15 protein-coding genes are annotated in these 13874 nt (G+C 73.2%); 10 read left to right on the top strand and 5 right to left on the bottom strand.

All coding sequences use genetic code 11. The annotated features are described in order from the left end of the window. Positions 1–117: 117 nt before the first annotated feature. The 4 genes from K4G22_RS25470 to K4G22_RS25455 are packed head-to-tail and all read left to right on the top strand — an operon-like array spanning position 118 to position 3748. Positions 118–1239, top strand: a complete 1122-nt coding sequence (locus K4G22_RS25470; protein ID WP_228082709.1) for an ABC transporter substrate-binding protein — start codon at positions 118–120, stop codon at positions 1237–1239. Positions 1240–1291: 52 nt separating this feature from the next. Beyond that, a complete protein-coding gene (locus tag K4G22_RS25465) occupies positions 1292–2083 on the top strand; it encodes an ABC transporter ATP-binding protein (protein WP_425336811.1) in 792 nt (263 codons plus the stop codon). Then, complete coding sequence (locus K4G22_RS25460; RefSeq protein ID WP_228082705.1) at positions 2070–2984, top strand: ABC transporter permease; 915 nt, start codon at positions 2070–2072, stop codon at positions 2982–2984. Before K4G22_RS25465 ends, K4G22_RS25460 begins: the two co-directional genes overlap by 14 nt. Further along, positions 2981–3748 (top strand): sirohydrochlorin chelatase, encoded by a 768-nt coding sequence (locus tag K4G22_RS25455; protein WP_228082703.1) that lies wholly within the window; start codon positions 2981–2983, stop codon positions 3746–3748. The genes K4G22_RS25460 and K4G22_RS25455 overlap by 4 nt, the downstream gene beginning before the upstream one ends. A gap of 12 nt (positions 3749–3760) precedes the next feature. On the opposite strand, the gene K4G22_RS25450 is transcribed toward K4G22_RS25455, so the two are convergent. From K4G22_RS25450 to K4G22_RS32040, 3 genes are all read right to left on the bottom strand, one after another. Beyond that, a complete protein-coding gene (locus K4G22_RS25450) occupies positions 3761–4267 on the bottom strand; it encodes a winged helix-turn-helix domain-containing protein (RefSeq protein WP_228082701.1) in 507 nt (168 codons plus the stop codon). Between the two features lie 27 nt (positions 4268–4294). After that, on the bottom strand, positions 4295–5194 hold the full coding sequence (locus tag K4G22_RS25445; RefSeq protein WP_228082699.1) for a TauD/TfdA dioxygenase family protein: 900 nt from the start codon (positions 5192–5194) through the stop codon (positions 4295–4297). A gap of 313 nt (positions 5195–5507) precedes the next feature. Further along, on the bottom strand, positions 5508–5645 hold the full coding sequence (locus K4G22_RS32040; RefSeq protein WP_425336749.1) for a putative leader peptide: 138 nt from the start codon (positions 5643–5645) through the stop codon (positions 5508–5510). A 347-nt stretch (positions 5646–5992) separates the two neighbouring features. Here K4G22_RS32040 and K4G22_RS25440 point away from each other — a divergent pair, with 347 nt between their 5' ends. Next, complete coding sequence (locus tag K4G22_RS25440) at positions 5993–6499, top strand: cysteine dioxygenase (RefSeq protein WP_228082698.1); 507 nt, start codon at positions 5993–5995, stop codon at positions 6497–6499. A gap of 52 nt (positions 6500–6551) precedes the next feature. Then, on the top strand, positions 6552–6947 hold the full coding sequence (locus tag K4G22_RS25435) for a rhodanese-like domain-containing protein (RefSeq protein WP_228082696.1): 396 nt from the start codon (positions 6552–6554) through the stop codon (positions 6945–6947). A gap of 401 nt (positions 6948–7348) precedes the next feature. Here K4G22_RS25435 and K4G22_RS25430 read toward each other — a convergent pair whose 3' ends face one another. After that, positions 7349–8344, bottom strand: a complete 996-nt coding sequence (locus K4G22_RS25430; RefSeq protein ID WP_228082694.1) for an NAD-dependent epimerase/dehydratase family protein — start codon at positions 8342–8344, stop codon at positions 7349–7351. Between the two features lie 91 nt (positions 8345–8435). Here K4G22_RS25430 and K4G22_RS25425 point away from each other — a divergent pair, with 91 nt between their 5' ends. From K4G22_RS25425 to K4G22_RS25415, 3 genes are all read left to right on the top strand, one after another. After that, positions 8436–8633: a hypothetical protein gene (locus tag K4G22_RS25425; RefSeq protein ID WP_228082692.1), complete on the top strand. Its 198-nt coding sequence runs from the start codon at positions 8436–8438 to the stop codon at positions 8631–8633. A gap of 164 nt (positions 8634–8797) precedes the next feature. Further along, positions 8798–9475 carry a phosphotransferase gene (locus tag K4G22_RS25420; RefSeq protein ID WP_342399149.1) on the top strand — a complete coding sequence of 226 codons (678 nt, stop codon included), beginning with the start codon at positions 8798–8800 and terminating at the stop codon, positions 9473–9475. A gap of 44 nt (positions 9476–9519) precedes the next feature. Beyond that, positions 9520–10080, top strand: a complete 561-nt coding sequence (locus K4G22_RS25415) for a GNAT family N-acetyltransferase (protein WP_228082689.1) — start codon at positions 9520–9522, stop codon at positions 10078–10080. A gap of 10 nt (positions 10081–10090) precedes the next feature. Here the strand turns inward: K4G22_RS25415 and K4G22_RS25410 are convergent, their stop codons facing one another. Further along, a complete protein-coding gene (locus tag K4G22_RS25410; RefSeq protein WP_228082688.1) occupies positions 10091–11320 on the bottom strand; it encodes an SAV2148 family HEPN domain-containing protein in 1230 nt (409 codons plus the stop codon). Between the two features lie 123 nt (positions 11321–11443). On the opposite strand from K4G22_RS25410, the gene treY reads away from it, so the two are divergent. Further along, positions 11444–13870, top strand: a complete 2427-nt coding sequence (gene treY, locus K4G22_RS25405) for a malto-oligosyltrehalose synthase (RefSeq protein WP_228082687.1) — start codon at positions 11444–11446, stop codon at positions 13868–13870. Positions 13871–13874 lie beyond the last annotated feature (4 nt).

Here is a 13874-nt window from a genome sequence, read left to right as displayed (position 1 = left end):
CGGGCTCTCGTTGACGCCTCCCGCGTCTTCCGGCCCGTCCTTCCGATGCCCGTAAGCCCACCCCTTCCCCCGCGCCGCAGGTCCGTGGCGCGGGACCGCCGAGAGGAACCCCGAGCCATGACCGCTCCCCGCCCCGTGCGTCGCAGAACCCCGCTGGTCGCGCTGACCTCCCTGACGCTGCTGTTGGCACCGCTCGCCGCCTGCGGTTACGGCTCCGACTCCGACGACGACGAGCCCACGCCGACCAACAGCGCCAGCGGCCCCGCGCTCTCCACCGACGAGGTGCGCGTCGGCTACTTCGCCAACATCACGCACGCGACCGGCGTGATCGGTCTGGAGAACGACGGGCTGATCCGCGAGGAGCTGGGCGGCACCGAGGTGAAGACGCAGATCTTCAACGCCGGTCCGTCGGCGATCGAGGCGCTGAACGCCGGGGATCTGGACATCACCTTCATCGGCCCCAACCCCGCGATCAACGGCTTCGCCGGCTCCGGCGGGCAGAGCCTGCGGGTCGTCTCCGGCGCGGCCTCCGGCGGCGCCTCGCTGGTCGTCAACCCGGACACCGTCGCCAGCCTGGACGATCTGGCGGGCAAGCGGATCGCCACCCCGCAGCTCGGCAACACCCAGGACGTGGCGCTGCTCAGCTACCTCAACGACCAGGGCTTCGAGGTCGACCCGCAGAGCGGCTCGGGCGACGTCTCGGTGCTGCGGATCGCCAACTCGGAGATCCCGGCGGCCTTCGACGGCGGCGACATCGACGGCGCCTGGGTGCCGGAGCCCACCGCGGCCAACCTGATCAGCCGGGGCGCCGAGACCCTGCTGGACGAGGGCGAGCTGTGGGACAACGGCCAGTACGTGGTCACCCATGTGATCGCCGCCCAGAGCTTCCTGGACGAACACCCCGACGTGGTCGAGGCCGTGGTGCGGGGCGTGGTGCGCACCAACGCCTGGATCAACGAGAACCCGGACGAGGCCAAGAGCGTCTTCAACGGCGCGCTCGGCCGGCTGCCCGGCGGCAACGAACTGCCGGCCGAGGTGCTGGACCCGGCCTTCGAGAACGTCGAGTTCCTCAACGACCCGCTGGCCGAGACGCTGCTGGTCGGCGCCGAGAACGCCACCGAGGTCGGCCTGTTGGACGAGACGGACCTGACCGGCATCTACGACCTGTCGATCCTCAACTCGGTGCTGGCCGAGGCCGACCTGCCCGAGGCCGGCGACGCCGGTCTCGGCGTCGGCTGAGCCTCCGTCCCCTTCCGCTCACGTTCACCCCAGGAGGTGACTTCCGATGGCCATGGCCCTCGACAGCTCGGTCGGTGAGGACGCCGCAGCCGAGGCCGCTTACGCCGTGCGGTTCGAGCATGTGTCGAAATCCTTCGGCCGCCAGGGCAAACAGCAACTCGTGCTGGACGACATCAGCCTGGATGTCGCTCCCGGGGAGTTCGTCACGCTGATCGGCGCCTCGGGGTGCGGCAAGTCGACGCTGCTCAACCTGGCCGCCGGTCTCGACGCGCCGTCCGCGGGGGAGATCTCGGTCCCCGGCGGGCGCCCGGCGCTGATGTTCCAGGAGCACGCGCTGTTCCCGTGGCTCACCGCCGGCCGCAACGTCGAGTTGGCGCTGCGGCTGCGCGGGGTGCCCAAGGCGGAGCGGCGCCCGGAGGCGGAGCGGCTGCTGAGCCTGGTGCGGCTCGGCGGCAGCTACGACAAGCGGGTGCACGAGCTGTCCGGCGGCATGCGGCAGCGCGTGGCACTGGCCAGGGCGCTCGCCCAGGCCAGCCAACTGCTGCTGATGGACGAGCCGTTCGCGGCGCTCGACGCCATCACCAGGGACGTGCTGCACGAGGAGCTGACCCGGATCTGGTCCGAGACCGGCGTCTCGGTGCTCTTTGTGACGCACAACGTCCGGGAGGCGGTGCGGCTGGCCCAGCGGGTCATCCTGCTCTCCTCCCGGCCGGGCCGGATCGTCACCGAGTGGCGCGTCGACATCGAGCAGCCCCGCCGGATCGAGGACGCCGAGGTCTCCGCGCTCTCCGTGGAGATCACCGAACGACTCCGGGAGGAGATCCGCCGCCATGGCCAGCAGTGAGACCGCGTCCCGGGAGACGAAGGAGCCACGGGAGACCGGAGGCGATCTGGCGGGCCTGGAAGCCGGCCTGGACGCGCTGGAGAGCCAGGCGACGGCGGAACGGACCCCCGTCGGCAAGATCCTGCTGACCAAGGTGCTGCCGCCGTTCGTCGCGGTCGGCCTGGTGCTGACGGCCTGGCAGATCGCCTACTGGTCGGATGTGCAGCCGGACTACCTGCTGCCCAGCCCGGGCGACGTGGGCTCGGTCTTCCAGGACATGTGGCGTGAGGGCACCCTGCTGGAGTACATCTGGACCAGCGTCTCACGTGGCCTGCTCGGCTTTCTGATCGCGATCTGCGTGGGCACCCCGCTGGGGCTGCTCGTGGCGCGGGTCAAGCTGGTGCGGGCGGCGATAGGTCCGGTGCTGACCGGCCTCCAGTCGCTGCCCTCGATCGCGTGGGTGCCCGCCGCCATCATCTGGTTCGGGCTGACCAACGGCACCATCTACGCGGTGGTGCTGCTGGGCGCGGTGCCGTCGATCGCCAACGGCATCGTCGCGGGCGTCGACCAGATCCCGCCGCTCTATCTGCGGGCCGGCCGCACCCTGGGCGCGCGCGGGCTGACCAGCGTGCGGCATGTGCTGCTGCCGGCGGCGCTGCCCGGCTACCTGGCGGGCCTCAAGCAGGGCTGGGCGTTCTCCTGGCGGTCGCTGATGGCGGCCGAGCTGATCGTCCACTCGCCCGATCTGGGCACCGGGCTCGGGCAGCTGATGGAGAACTACCGCACCATGCAGAACATGTCGGGGGTGCTGGCCACGATCATCCTGATCCTGGTCGTGGGCGTCGCCATCGACCTGCTGTTCTTCTCGCCGCTGGAGCGCCGGGTGCTGCGCTCCCGTGGGCTGTTGGCCAGGACGACATGACCGGCCGGCCACCGACGCTGTTGATCGTCGCGCATGGCAGCAGGGATGCCCGCCATGCCGCGACGGTCACCGCGCTCGCGGCCCGGGTGCGCACGCTCGCCCCCGGAGTGTCGGTGGCCCATGGTTTCCTGGACTTCGCCGCGCCCCGCGTCGAGACGGTGCTCGCCGGGCTGCACGCGTCCTCGCGGCGCGAGGTGGTGGCGCTGCCGCTGCTGTTGAACCGCGCCTTCCACGCGACCACGGACATCCCGGCTGTGCTGGCCGGCGAACAGGCCAGGCTGCCGGGGCTCTCGGTGCGGCAGGCCGCGGTGCTGGGGCCCGACCCGCTGCTGACGCGGGCCCTGGAGCGGCGGCTGGCCGAGGCCGACTCCGCTGCCCTGGCGCGCCGTTCGGACACCGGCGTGGTGCTCGCCTCGGCCGGCACCTCGGATCCGGCGGCGCGCGCCGCGCTGGAGCGGGTCGCCGCCGGCTGGCGGGCGAGCGCCGGTTGGGGCGCGGTGGTCTCCGCCTACGCCTCGGCGAGCGCACCGGACCCGGCCCAGGCGGTGCGCGCGCTGCGCTCCGCCGGCCTGGGCCGGGTCGTGGTGGCGCCCTATGTGATCGCGCCCGGGCGGCTGCCCGACCGGATCGCGGCCGGCGCCCGCGAGGCGGGCGCCGACGTGTTGGCTCCGGTGCTGGGTGCGGCTCCCGAGCTGGCGGAGCTGCTGGTGCGCCGCTACGCGGCGGCACGTCGGGAACGACGCACCGCCGCGCTGGTCGGCTGACCGTGGCCTGATTCAGCCGGTGGCCGGCACGTACTTGTAGCCGACCCGCCGCACCGTGACGATGCGCTCCCGGTAGGACTCGCCCAACTTGCGGCGCAGCCTGGCGATATGCACGTCCACGGTGCGCTGGTCCCCCACCGGGCCGTAGCCCCAGATGGTGGCGACCAGCTGCTCCCTGGTGTAGACCCGGTGCGGGTGTCGCACCAGGTGCGCCAGCAGCTCGAACTCCAGATAGGTCAGCCGCAGCGGTTCGCCGTCGACGGTCGCGGTGCGTTCCTCGGTGTCCACCACGATGCCGCGGCCCCGGCCGGGGGTGGCGGCGGCCGGCTTGGGCGCGGTCAACGCGCCCTGGGCGGCGAGCAGTTCGCTGAGCTGCGCCGGCTGGGTCCCGGCGGGGGCCAGAACCAGATAGCCGACGAGCGGCACGGAGCCGTCCGCCTGGTCCTGGCTCTCCGGTGCCAGGGTCACCGTCACGTCGGAGAGTTCGGACAGATCGGGGAGCGCGGTGAGGTGCCGCATGGGTGGCTCCTTCCTTGGGTTAAGGGGTCAGGCCGCCGCGGCGGGGGTGTAGTGCTCCGCGTCGTCGCCTTCGACGACACGGCTGCGTTCACCGTCGATACCGACGGGCACGTCTCCGGCGACGGTCACCCGGTGCAGCAGGCGCGGCAGGGTGCCGTAGTCGTCCGGGGCGTAGTGCTGGGTGCTGCGGTTGTCGAAGAGGACCAGGTCACCGGGGGCCCAGCTCCAGCGCACCACGTTCTCCGGGCGGATCACGTAGTTCTGGAGTATGCGCAGCAGATCGCGCGAGTCGTCGGCGTTCAGGCCGACGAGGCGCTGTGCGAACCCCCCGATGAAGAGGCCGCGTTCACCGCTCTCCGGATGGACCCGCACCACCGGGTGCGCCGTGCGGTACTTCCGGGAGACGAACCGACGCCGGTGCTCGGCGGCCTTGGCCGTCCTCGGCTCGGCGTAGTAGTGGTCGTTGGTGTGCTCCGCCCACAGCCCGTCGGCCAACTGCCGCAGCGCGTCCGGCAGATCGCGGTAGGCGGCGGCCGAGTTGGCGATCAGCGTGTTCCCGCCGTAGGGCGGCACCACCAGGCTGCGCAGGGTGGTCGCCTTGGGCGGGGTGCGGAGGAAAGTGACGTCGGTGTGCCACCGGTTGGAACGGATGCCCTCCTCGCCGTTGACGGCGAGCACGTGGGGCTGGCCGTCGGCCGAAGGCACGGTGGGGTGCGCGGTGGTCAGCTCGCCGAAGAGGGAGGCGAACCTGAGCTGCGCCGCGTCGTCCAGGTCCTGGCCCCGGAAGAACAGCGCCTTGTGCTCGATCAGTGCGCCGTTGACCTCGGCGACGACGCCGGGGTCGAGGGGGCGGGAGATGTCGACACCGAGGATCTCGGCGCCGATCCGGCCGCCGATCCTTCGAATGTCAAAGCCACTGCCGGTCATGTCTGTTGCTGCCTTTCCCTGATGCCTGATGCCTGATGGAAATACTCATCACTGTGGGGTGGGACACATTGGTCCCCAGGCAGCCGAGAAATCCCCTGGCTCACCGACCGAGAAGGCGCCTACCGGACGTCTACCGGCCGGATCGACCACCGGATCGACGGCATCCGAAAAATCCGGCGGAATGCCGGACGAGAGGTTCGGGACACCGGACCGGAAAAGCGGCGAAATGCGACGAACACCTCCGCGGGACTACGGCGGAGGGAAGAGCGTCACGCGAAGGCGCGTAGGGGAAGTGCGTCGGCTGGATGCTGTTTCAGCAACCGACGGCACAGATGGCGCTGGCCTGCCGCCGAAGATCGACGTGCAGCCGCGTTACGAGAAAGTCAGCTTGACTCACGATAAGTGAGCATGCCAGCAACACCGAGGTGACGTCAAGATATTGGCGATCCATCTCACATCACGGAACGCGGCCCGTCCGCGTTCCGATATTCCAGGAATATGGCCCGGCTTGACCTGGCCGGGCGGGGCACGGTAAATCTTTCGCCATGACGACGGGCAAGCGCCTTTTCTCGCGATGCCATGTGGACCTGGTCCGCGTGGCCAGCGCGCTCTGTCGTCGCGGCTCCAGCTGAGCCGCCGAGCCCGCGCCGCCGGCTCCCCCTTCTCTCTCCTCGCGTGCCGACTCGGGGCCCGCTGCCCCCGGCCCGCTCCGCACGGGTTCCCGCGCCGCCTTGCCCGCCGGGGCGAGGCGCGCGCCCCCGCACCCCCCACCTGCACCACACCGCCTGCGAGGTCCGCATGTCGACATCCGCCCCCGCCCTGCCCGCACCGCCCCAGGACCCGCGCACGCCCCAGGAGTTGGCCGCCACGGTGCGCGCCTTCGCCGCCCGCCGCGCGCTCTGGGAACCGCTGGTGCGGTTCACCACCCCCGACCGCTGGTACCACCGCCTCGACACGGGCGCCGAACACGAGGTGTGGCTGCTGACCTGGCTGCCGGGCCAGGGCACCGAGATCCACGACCACGGCGGCGCGTCCGGCGCCTTCGGCGTGGTGCGCGGCACCCTCACCGAGCGCTCCTTCGCCCCGCCGGAGGCCGGAACGACACGCGGGCCCGGCGTCCGTTCGCTGCCCACCGAGGGGCTACGCTCCTTCGGCCCGCGCCATGTGCACGAGGTGACCAACAGGGGCGAGCAGCCCGCCGTCAGCATCCACGCCTACGCGCCGGCGCTGACCACCATGTCGTACTACACGGAGATCGCCGAGGGCCGCCTGCGGCTCGACCGCACGGACCCCGTCGAGAAGTGACGGAACCCTCCCGGCGGGCGGCCGGGCAGTGACGAGAGACAGGGCGGCACCCATGACGGAACACCTCGGCATAGCGGCCCAACTCGCCGCCGCGCGCGCCACCCTGGACCGGGTGACGGCGCTCCGGGCACACCAGGAGGCGGCCGGGGGCGCGGTGCTGGTCGACACCCGCACCACGCCCCAGCGGGACCGGGACGGCACCGTCCCCGGGGCGCTCGTCATCGAGCGCAACCACCTGGAGTGGCGGTGCGACCCGGGCAGCGGCGCGTCGGTGCCGGAGGCGACGGACACCGGGGTCCGCTGGATCCTCTTCTGCGACGAGGGCTACGCCTCCTCGCTGGCGGCGGCGTCACTCCGCTCCCTCGGCCTCCACCGGGCCACCGACCTCATCGGCGGCTTCCAGAGCTGGCGCGCCGCGGGCCTCCCCCTCACCCCACCGAAACGCTGACGCGCCCGCCGCGCGCCGCCGGGGGCGTTCGCACGAGCGGGAGTTGCTTCCGGCCCCACGCCCCACGGCTACGCCGGCGAGCGCACCCCGACGGCAGCGCCCAAACACCAGCACCGTTGTCGGCCCCCGGCAACCCACGGGCGCACCACGCCACCACCGCCCCACGCCCCACCGGCCGCGCCGGACGAGGCGCGCAGCCGTCGGGCACCTCACGGCAGCGCCCGACCGCCCGCACCATGGTCGGCCCCCCGCCGGCATCGGCCCCGGCGCCCCATGGCCGGCCCACCGCGCCAGCGCCGCGCAACGGCCCGCTGGGCCAGTGCCGTTGCCAACCGCCCACGGGGCCCGCACCGGCCCCGGTACGGCCCGCCACGTCGGCGCGGCGCCGCGCGGCGGACCGCTCAGCGCCGCGCGGCGGAAAGGGCTGCGGCCTCCTTGTCCGGTGGGAGGCCGACCCGGGAGCGGGTCGAGCCGAGCTGGTGGTCCGGGGCCAGCGTGCCGAGCCAGGCCCACGTGTCCCGGACCGTCTCGGCCAGCGGCCGGACCGTGAGCCCGGCGGCCAGCGCGCGGCTCACGTCCGAGCCGTGCAGGGCCTGGTGTTCGGGGCCCGGCGGGAGCCAGGCCGGCAGCTCGGTCCAGGGCGCGATCTCGGCGGCCAGCACCACCTCGGGGTCGGCCCAGCACAGCACCGCCTCGGAGCCGGTGACCGCGCGACAGGTTTCGAGCAGCTCCCCCATGGTGGCCGCGCCCGGCGGGCTGACCAGGTCGAAGGGGCCGCCGCGCCCCCGCGCCGCCGCGTCCAGCGTCCACCGCGCGACATCCCTGATGTCCAGGTACTGAAGGGGCAGTTCACGCGGTCCGGGCGCCAACACCTCGCCGCCGGCGGCGATCCTGGAGAGCCACCAGGGCAGCCGGCCGACGTCCTCGCCCGGCCCGAGCAGCAGCCCGCAGCGCACCAGCAGGCTCCGTTCGGCGCCGAACTCCCGTTCCACGGCCAGCTCGCCGCCACGCTTGTCCAGGGCGTAGTCGCGGGCCTCCGCGTCCGGCGACCCGTCGACCACCGGGCTGGACTCGTCCGCTCCCGACGGCGCGGGCCAGGTGTAGACGGAACGGCTGGAGACATAGCTGTAGTGGCCGGCCCTGTCGGCCAGCAGCCGGGCGGTGTCCCGCACGGCCGTCGGCGCGTGGCTCCAGGTGTCGACCACCAGATCCCACGCGCCGTCCGCCAGGGCGGCAAGCCCGTCGGACGCCGTCCGGTCGCCGCGCAGCGCCCGCACCCCTGGCGGCGCGGGGGTCCGTCCCCGGTTGAAGACGGTGACCTCCCAGCCTCGGGCCAACGCCTCGTCCACGATCGCGGGCCCGGCGAACGCCGTCCCGCCCAACACCAGTACCTTCATGGCCCTACCCTGCCCGCCCGGCCGGGCCCGTGGAACGCCCCTCGGCTCTCAGCGCATTCGCTGACAGCCGAGGGGCGGCGATAGTTGACCCATGACTTCCGCACCGCAGAGCTGGGCCCGCGCCAGGCGGCTCGATGCCGACCGGATGGCCGACGGCGTCCACTCCCGAACCGGTGTCCGCCTGACCGTCGAGGGCCCCTGCCCCGGCGGCCAGGTGGGCGCGGCCTGGTGCCGCGTCAGCCAGGGTTGGCCCCGCTCGGCGCCCTGGCACGCACACTCGCTGCGTTAGCCGAAAGCCCAGGTAGGACAACTACATGCGGCTCCCGGCTGCCTGGCGATCGCACGCACCAGGACACCTCGCTACCGGGCAAACCCCGACTGACGCGGCACTTGCGCTGGCCGGACGGCCACCGTTCCGTCCTCAAGTGGCGGCCGGGCAGTCGGGCGACGGCGATGCGGGCCGGACCGCTCGCGGTGGTCGAGGCGCTGCGGCTGGCGGACTATCCGGCGCCGGCCACCGAGTTGGTCGCCCAGGTGGACGACGCGGTGGTCACCGTGCAGGAGCTGCTGCCCGGCACGAAGGTCGACCGGCTCGACCAGCACGGTCTCGACCAGGCGCTCGCGCTCAACCAGGCGCAGGCAGGACGGCTCGCGGACCGCCCCGACATCCCGGCGGTGGCCCTGCACCTGCGGGCGGACGGGCCGGGCTACTGCCTGCACGAGCCCCTGCGCCGGCACAACCGCAGGGCCGCCGCACTTGAGGGCTGGGTCGCCGCCGTCGGCGCCGACTGCCCGACGCTTCTGGAGGGCCCCGACGCCGTGCACCAGGACTTCCACCCCGGCAACCTGCTGGCCGCCGAGGGATCGATCACCGGAGTCATCGACTGGGACGGCGCCGCCCGTGGCGATCACCGGTTCGACCTGGTCACGCTGCGCTTCGGCGTCCAGGGGAAGGACATGGACCCGGCCGTGGCCCGGCGTCTGGACGCGATCCTCGACACGCTGCCGGACGAGGTGCTGCGGCCCGCCTGGGCCCATATGAGCCTGCGCATGGTCGACTGGGCCATCAGGCACTTCACCCCGGCCGACGTGGAGTCCTGGCCGGACCTCGCCGAACAACGCGTCCGCTGAGCCCCGCCGGCGGCGCCCCGGGCGAGCCCTCTAGGCTCGGCCGGATGAACGACCAACTCAGGGCCGGCTCGGCGGCCGGGGCCGAGCTGCTGTTGCGACGCTGGGCCGAGAGCGATCTGCCGGCCGTCCGCGACGCCTTCAACGCACCGGGAATGTACCGGCAGTTCGGCTCAACCGTGGAGAGCGGCGAGGTGGACGACGCGGCGGCCGGGCGGTGGATCGGCCGGGCCGAGCAGCGGTGGGCGGACGAGAGCGCCTTCTCCTGGGCCGTCACCGAGGGGCCCAGCCTGCTCGGCTGTGTCTCCGTGAGCCAGGTCAACCATGTGCACGACAGCGGCTGGGTGGCGTACTGGACCGTCCCCGCCGCCCAGGGCCGGGGCGTGGCGACGGCGGCCGTGCGCGCGCTCAGCGCCTGGTGCTTCGACGAACTCCAGCTGTTCCGTCTGGAGTTGGGCCACCGGATGGACAACCCGGCGTCCTGCCGGGTGGCCCTGGCCGCCGGCTACCGGGCGGAGGGGCGGCAACGCGCGAAGCTCCGTTACGGCGCCGTCCGCCACGACGTCGAGACCCACGCCCGCCTGGCCACCGACCCGGCTCCGGGCTGAGCGGCCCGCGTCAGGAGACCGCCCGGGAGTGCTCCCAGGCCCACTCGAACTCCTCCCGGTAGGTCTCGAAGAGGCTCAGCTCGCCGTCGGCCGCCGGGGAGTCCCGCTGCACGATCTCCCGCCCGGCGCGGCGCAGCACCAGCGCCGGGGTCTCCACCCCACGGCTTCGCCGCAGATAGGACTGGATCACCGCGACCCCGTCGGCACCGTCGCCGTCCACGAAGTAGGCGCTGAACCTGGGCGTCTCGTCGAACACATGGATCTCGAACGCCTCTTGATCCCGCAGCCGGGCGCGGATCCGCCGGACCTGGAGGATGTTCGTCTCCACCGCGCGGGCCAACTCACCCCGCTTCAGGCTGAGTTCACGCTCGCGGCGGCGCATGGCGCCACTGGCGGGGTTCAGGAAGAGCAGCCGGGTGCGGCAGCCGGACTCCGCCAGCCGGGCCAACCGCCGCCCCGGGTAGTTCTGCACCAGCAGGCCGAGCCCTATGCCCATCGCGTCCAACCGCCGCGCCCCGGCGAACAGCTCCTCGGCCGGCAGCTGCCGCTGGAGGCGCACCCGGTCCGGATGCACCCCGGCCACATCGGTGAACCGGTCGCCCACCAGCTGCTCCACCACATCGGCCGGCAGCCGCCCGTCCGCCGGCGGGGTGCCCGAGTCCAGCAGCCTGAGCAGCCGGGAGCAGCCCCGCTCGGCCTGCTCCAGCACCGCCCGGTTGATACCCCGGTTGCGGCTGACGGCGCTGCGCGCCACCTCCAGCTCGTCCAGCGTCAGCTCCACCTCGCGCCGGTTGTCGAAATACGGCGCGAAGCACGGCCAGTGCTGCACCATGAGTTCACGCAACTGAGGCAGGGTCAGAAAGGCGAGCACCGTGTCATCGGCAGGATCCAGCAGATGCCCCTTGCGGCGACTCACCTCGCGCAGCGCCGCGGCGCGCTGCACCCACTCCTGGCCGGTCGGGCCGGCCGCCGCCATCTCCCACTCGGGGCCGTGCACCGGCTCGTACACCGGACGCAGCACCGCGCCCACCACGGACCGCAGCCGCTGCTCGACCAGGTTGAGCCAGACATACGCGCGCCCGGCCCGCTCCACCCGCAGCCTGACCTCCGACCAGTCCTCCGCGCTCCACTCCAGATCGGCCCCCATCTCCATGGGGCGCGGTACCGGAACGGCCCCGGCCGCCGCCTCGGCGGCCTCGCCGCCGTTGCCCGATGGCAGCTCCAGGCCCGAAGAGCCCACCGTTCGTACCACCTTCCGCGCCACTGATGGATCAAGGAAGCCTACTGTGGCACGTCCCCACCACGCAGCAAGATCCGGAATCCCCCGCGCTTGCCGTCCGTCGGCCCGGGGCAGGCGAAGCGCATGACGCCAGCACGGGTGCCCACGTCAACCTACCGACTCCATATCGGCCCCGAGTTCCCGTTCGCCGCCGCCGAGCGGCTGGTGCCGTACGCGGCCTCGCTCGGCGTCTCCCACCTCCACCTCTCCCCCGTGCTGGACGCGGTGCGCGGCTCCGAGCACGGCTACGACGTCACCGACCACCGCCGGGTGCGCCCCGAGCTGGGCGGCGAGGACGGGCTCCGTCAACTCGCCGGGGCCGCGCGCCGGCACGGGCTCGGCCTGGTCCTGGACATCGTGCCCAACCACATGGCGCTGCCCGCCGACACCAGCGCCAACGCCCCGCTCTGGGAGCTGTTGCGGAACGGGCCGACGGCGGCGACCGCCCCCTGGTTCGACGTCGACTGGGACGCGGGCGAGGGCCGGCTGCTGCTCCCCGTGCTGGGCGGGCCGCTGGGCGAGGAGCTGGGGCGACTGTCAGTGACCGACGGTACGCTCCGTTACGCCGAGCATCGCTTTCCCCTCAACCCCGGCACGGAGGAGCTGCCCCTGCCCGATCTCCTGGACGCCCAGCACTACCGCCTCGCCTGGTGGCGTCTGGGGCGCAGCGAGCTGAACTACCGCCGCTTCTTCACCATCAGCGATCTGATCGGCGTCCGGGTGGAGGATCCGGAGGTCTTCGAGGCCAGCCACGCCCTGGTGCTGCGACTGCTCGACGAGGGGGTGATCGACGGGCTGCGCGTCGACCATCCGGACGGCCTGGCCGACCCGGGGGGCTATCTGCGCCGGCTGCACCGGGCGACGGACGGCGCCTGGATCGTGGCCGAGAAGATCCTCGCCTCGGGCGAACAGCTGCCCGGCGTCTGGCCGATCGCGGGCACCACGGGCTACGACGCCCTCAGACACCTGGACGCCCTCTTCATCGACCCCGAAGGGTGGACCGAACTCACCGAGCACTACCGCGCGTTCACCGGCGCGCCACCGGACCAGGGCGGCGCCTGGGACGCCACGGTGCGCCGCGCCGCCTACCGCATGATCAACCACGAGCTGGTCGCCGAGCGCGAACGGCTGCTGCGCACCGCCCTCCGGGTCTGCCGCGAGATCCCCGGCCTGCGCCAGCGGGACCACGCCCCGTGGGCGCTGCGCACCGCGCTGATCGAGCTGCTGGTGCGGCTGCCCGTCTACCGCCCCTATGTCACGGGCGAGGCCCCGCCGTCCCCGGTGGACGAGGCGCTGCTGGCCACGGCGGCCGACGGGGCACGCGCCGCGTTCCAGGTGCCCGCCGAGGCCACCGCCGTGGCAACGGTGCGCGATCTGGCGCTCGGCCGGTTCGGCGAGGGCCAGGACCGGACGGACTTCCGCGTCAGGTTCGCCCAGGTGTCGTCGGCGCTGCGCGCCAAGGCCGTGGAGGACACCGCCGGTTACCGCTATGCCCCGCTGCTCTCGGCCGCCGAGGTCGGGAACGACCCCGGCTCCCCCGCGCTGCCACCGGCCGCCTTCCACGCCTTCTGCGCCCGCCTGCAACGCGACTGGCCGCTCACCGGCACGGTGTTGACCACGCACGACACCAAGCGCAGCGGCGATGTCCGGGCCGCCCAGGCCACGTTGACCGAACGCCCGAGGGACTGGGCCGCGTTGGTCACCCAGGTCACCGAGGCGACCGCCGCCACCGGGGTCAGGCCACCGGATCCGCACCTCGCCTGGACCACCTGGCAGACGGCCTTCGGCCTGGGCGGCCAGGACCGGGAACGGCTGCTGGCCACCCTGCTCAAGACGGTCCGCGAGGCCGCCCTCCACACCAGCTGGACCGAGCCCAACGAGGAGTACGAGACCGCCGTCGAACGCTTTGTGCTGGCCGGCCCCTGCGGCCAGCCCTTCGAGCAACTCACCGAGTTCGCCCTGCGGTTGGCCCCGGCGATCCGGGCCAACGTGCTGTCGGCCACGCTGCTCCACCTGGCCATGCCCGGGGTGCCCGACATCTACCGGGGCAGCGAGGGGCACTACCTGGCGCTGGTGGACCCGGACAACCGCCGCCCGGTGTCACCGCCCGTCGCCCGGCTCGCCGCCCTCGACGCGCTCGGCGGCGACGACGCCCCGGAGGAGAGCCTCGACCTGGCCGACGAGAAGCTGTGGCTGACCGCCACCGCGCTGCGGCTGCGCCGCCGACACCCCGAGTGGTTCGACCAACGCGCGGGCTATGAGCCGCTGTTCGCCGAGGGGGCGGCGGCCGACCACTGCGTGGCGTTCCGCAGGGGCGAACGCGTCGTCGTCGCCGCGACCCGCCTCTCCCACCGCCTCACCACCACCGCCGGCGGCTGGACGGACACCCATCTCGCGCTGCCCCCCGGCGACTGGCGGGAACAGCTCAGCGGCGACCGGCACACCGACGCCACCCCCCTCGCCCTCCTCTTCGCCACCCGCCCCGTCGCGCTCCTCGTCAACCAGGACTGACCGC

The organism is Streptomyces profundus (assembly GCF_020740535.1).
Taxonomy (GTDB): domain Bacteria; phylum Actinomycetota; class Actinomycetes; order Streptomycetales; family Streptomycetaceae; genus Streptomyces; species Streptomyces profundus.
This window is presented reverse-complemented; position numbering and strand designations above follow the sequence as displayed.

Excerpts from the sequence above, each read along its gene's own strand:
- K4G22_RS25470 (WP_228082709.1), top strand. The coding sequence starts at position 118 with ATGACCGCTCCCCGCCCCGTGCGTCGCAGAACCCCGCTGGTCGCGCTG.
- treY (WP_228082687.1), top strand. The coding sequence starts at position 11,444 with ATGACGCCAGCACGGGTGCCCACGTCAACCTACCGACTCCATATCGGC.
- K4G22_RS25425 (WP_228082692.1), top strand. The coding sequence starts at position 8,436 with ATGACTTCCGCACCGCAGAGCTGGGCCCGCGCCAGGCGGCTCGATGCC.
- K4G22_RS25455 (WP_228082703.1), top strand. The coding sequence starts at position 2,981 with ATGACCGGCCGGCCACCGACGCTGTTGATCGTCGCGCATGGCAGCAGG.
- K4G22_RS25420 (WP_342399149.1), top strand. The coding sequence starts at position 8,798 with ATGCGGGCCGGACCGCTCGCGGTGGTCGAGGCGCTGCGGCTGGCGGAC.
- K4G22_RS25445 (WP_228082699.1), bottom strand. The coding sequence starts at position 5,194 with ATGACCGGCAGTGGCTTTGACATTCGAAGGATCGGCGGCCGGATCGGC.
- K4G22_RS25465 (WP_425336811.1), top strand. The coding sequence starts at position 1,292 with ATGGCCCTCGACAGCTCGGTCGGTGAGGACGCCGCAGCCGAGGCCGCT.
- K4G22_RS25415 (WP_228082689.1), top strand. The coding sequence starts at position 9,520 with ATGAACGACCAACTCAGGGCCGGCTCGGCGGCCGGGGCCGAGCTGCTG.
- K4G22_RS25460 (WP_228082705.1), top strand. The coding sequence starts at position 2,070 with ATGGCCAGCAGTGAGACCGCGTCCCGGGAGACGAAGGAGCCACGGGAG.
- K4G22_RS25430 (WP_228082694.1), bottom strand. The coding sequence starts at position 8,344 with ATGAAGGTACTGGTGTTGGGCGGGACGGCGTTCGCCGGGCCCGCGATC.
- K4G22_RS32040 (WP_425336749.1), bottom strand. The coding sequence starts at position 5,645 with ATGGATCGCCAATATCTTGACGTCACCTCGGTGTTGCTGGCATGCTCA.
- K4G22_RS25450 (WP_228082701.1), bottom strand. The coding sequence starts at position 4,267 with ATGCGGCACCTCACCGCGCTCCCCGATCTGTCCGAACTCTCCGACGTG.
- K4G22_RS25440 (WP_228082698.1), top strand. The coding sequence starts at position 5,993 with ATGTCGACATCCGCCCCCGCCCTGCCCGCACCGCCCCAGGACCCGCGC.
- K4G22_RS25435 (WP_228082696.1), top strand. The coding sequence starts at position 6,552 with ATGACGGAACACCTCGGCATAGCGGCCCAACTCGCCGCCGCGCGCGCC.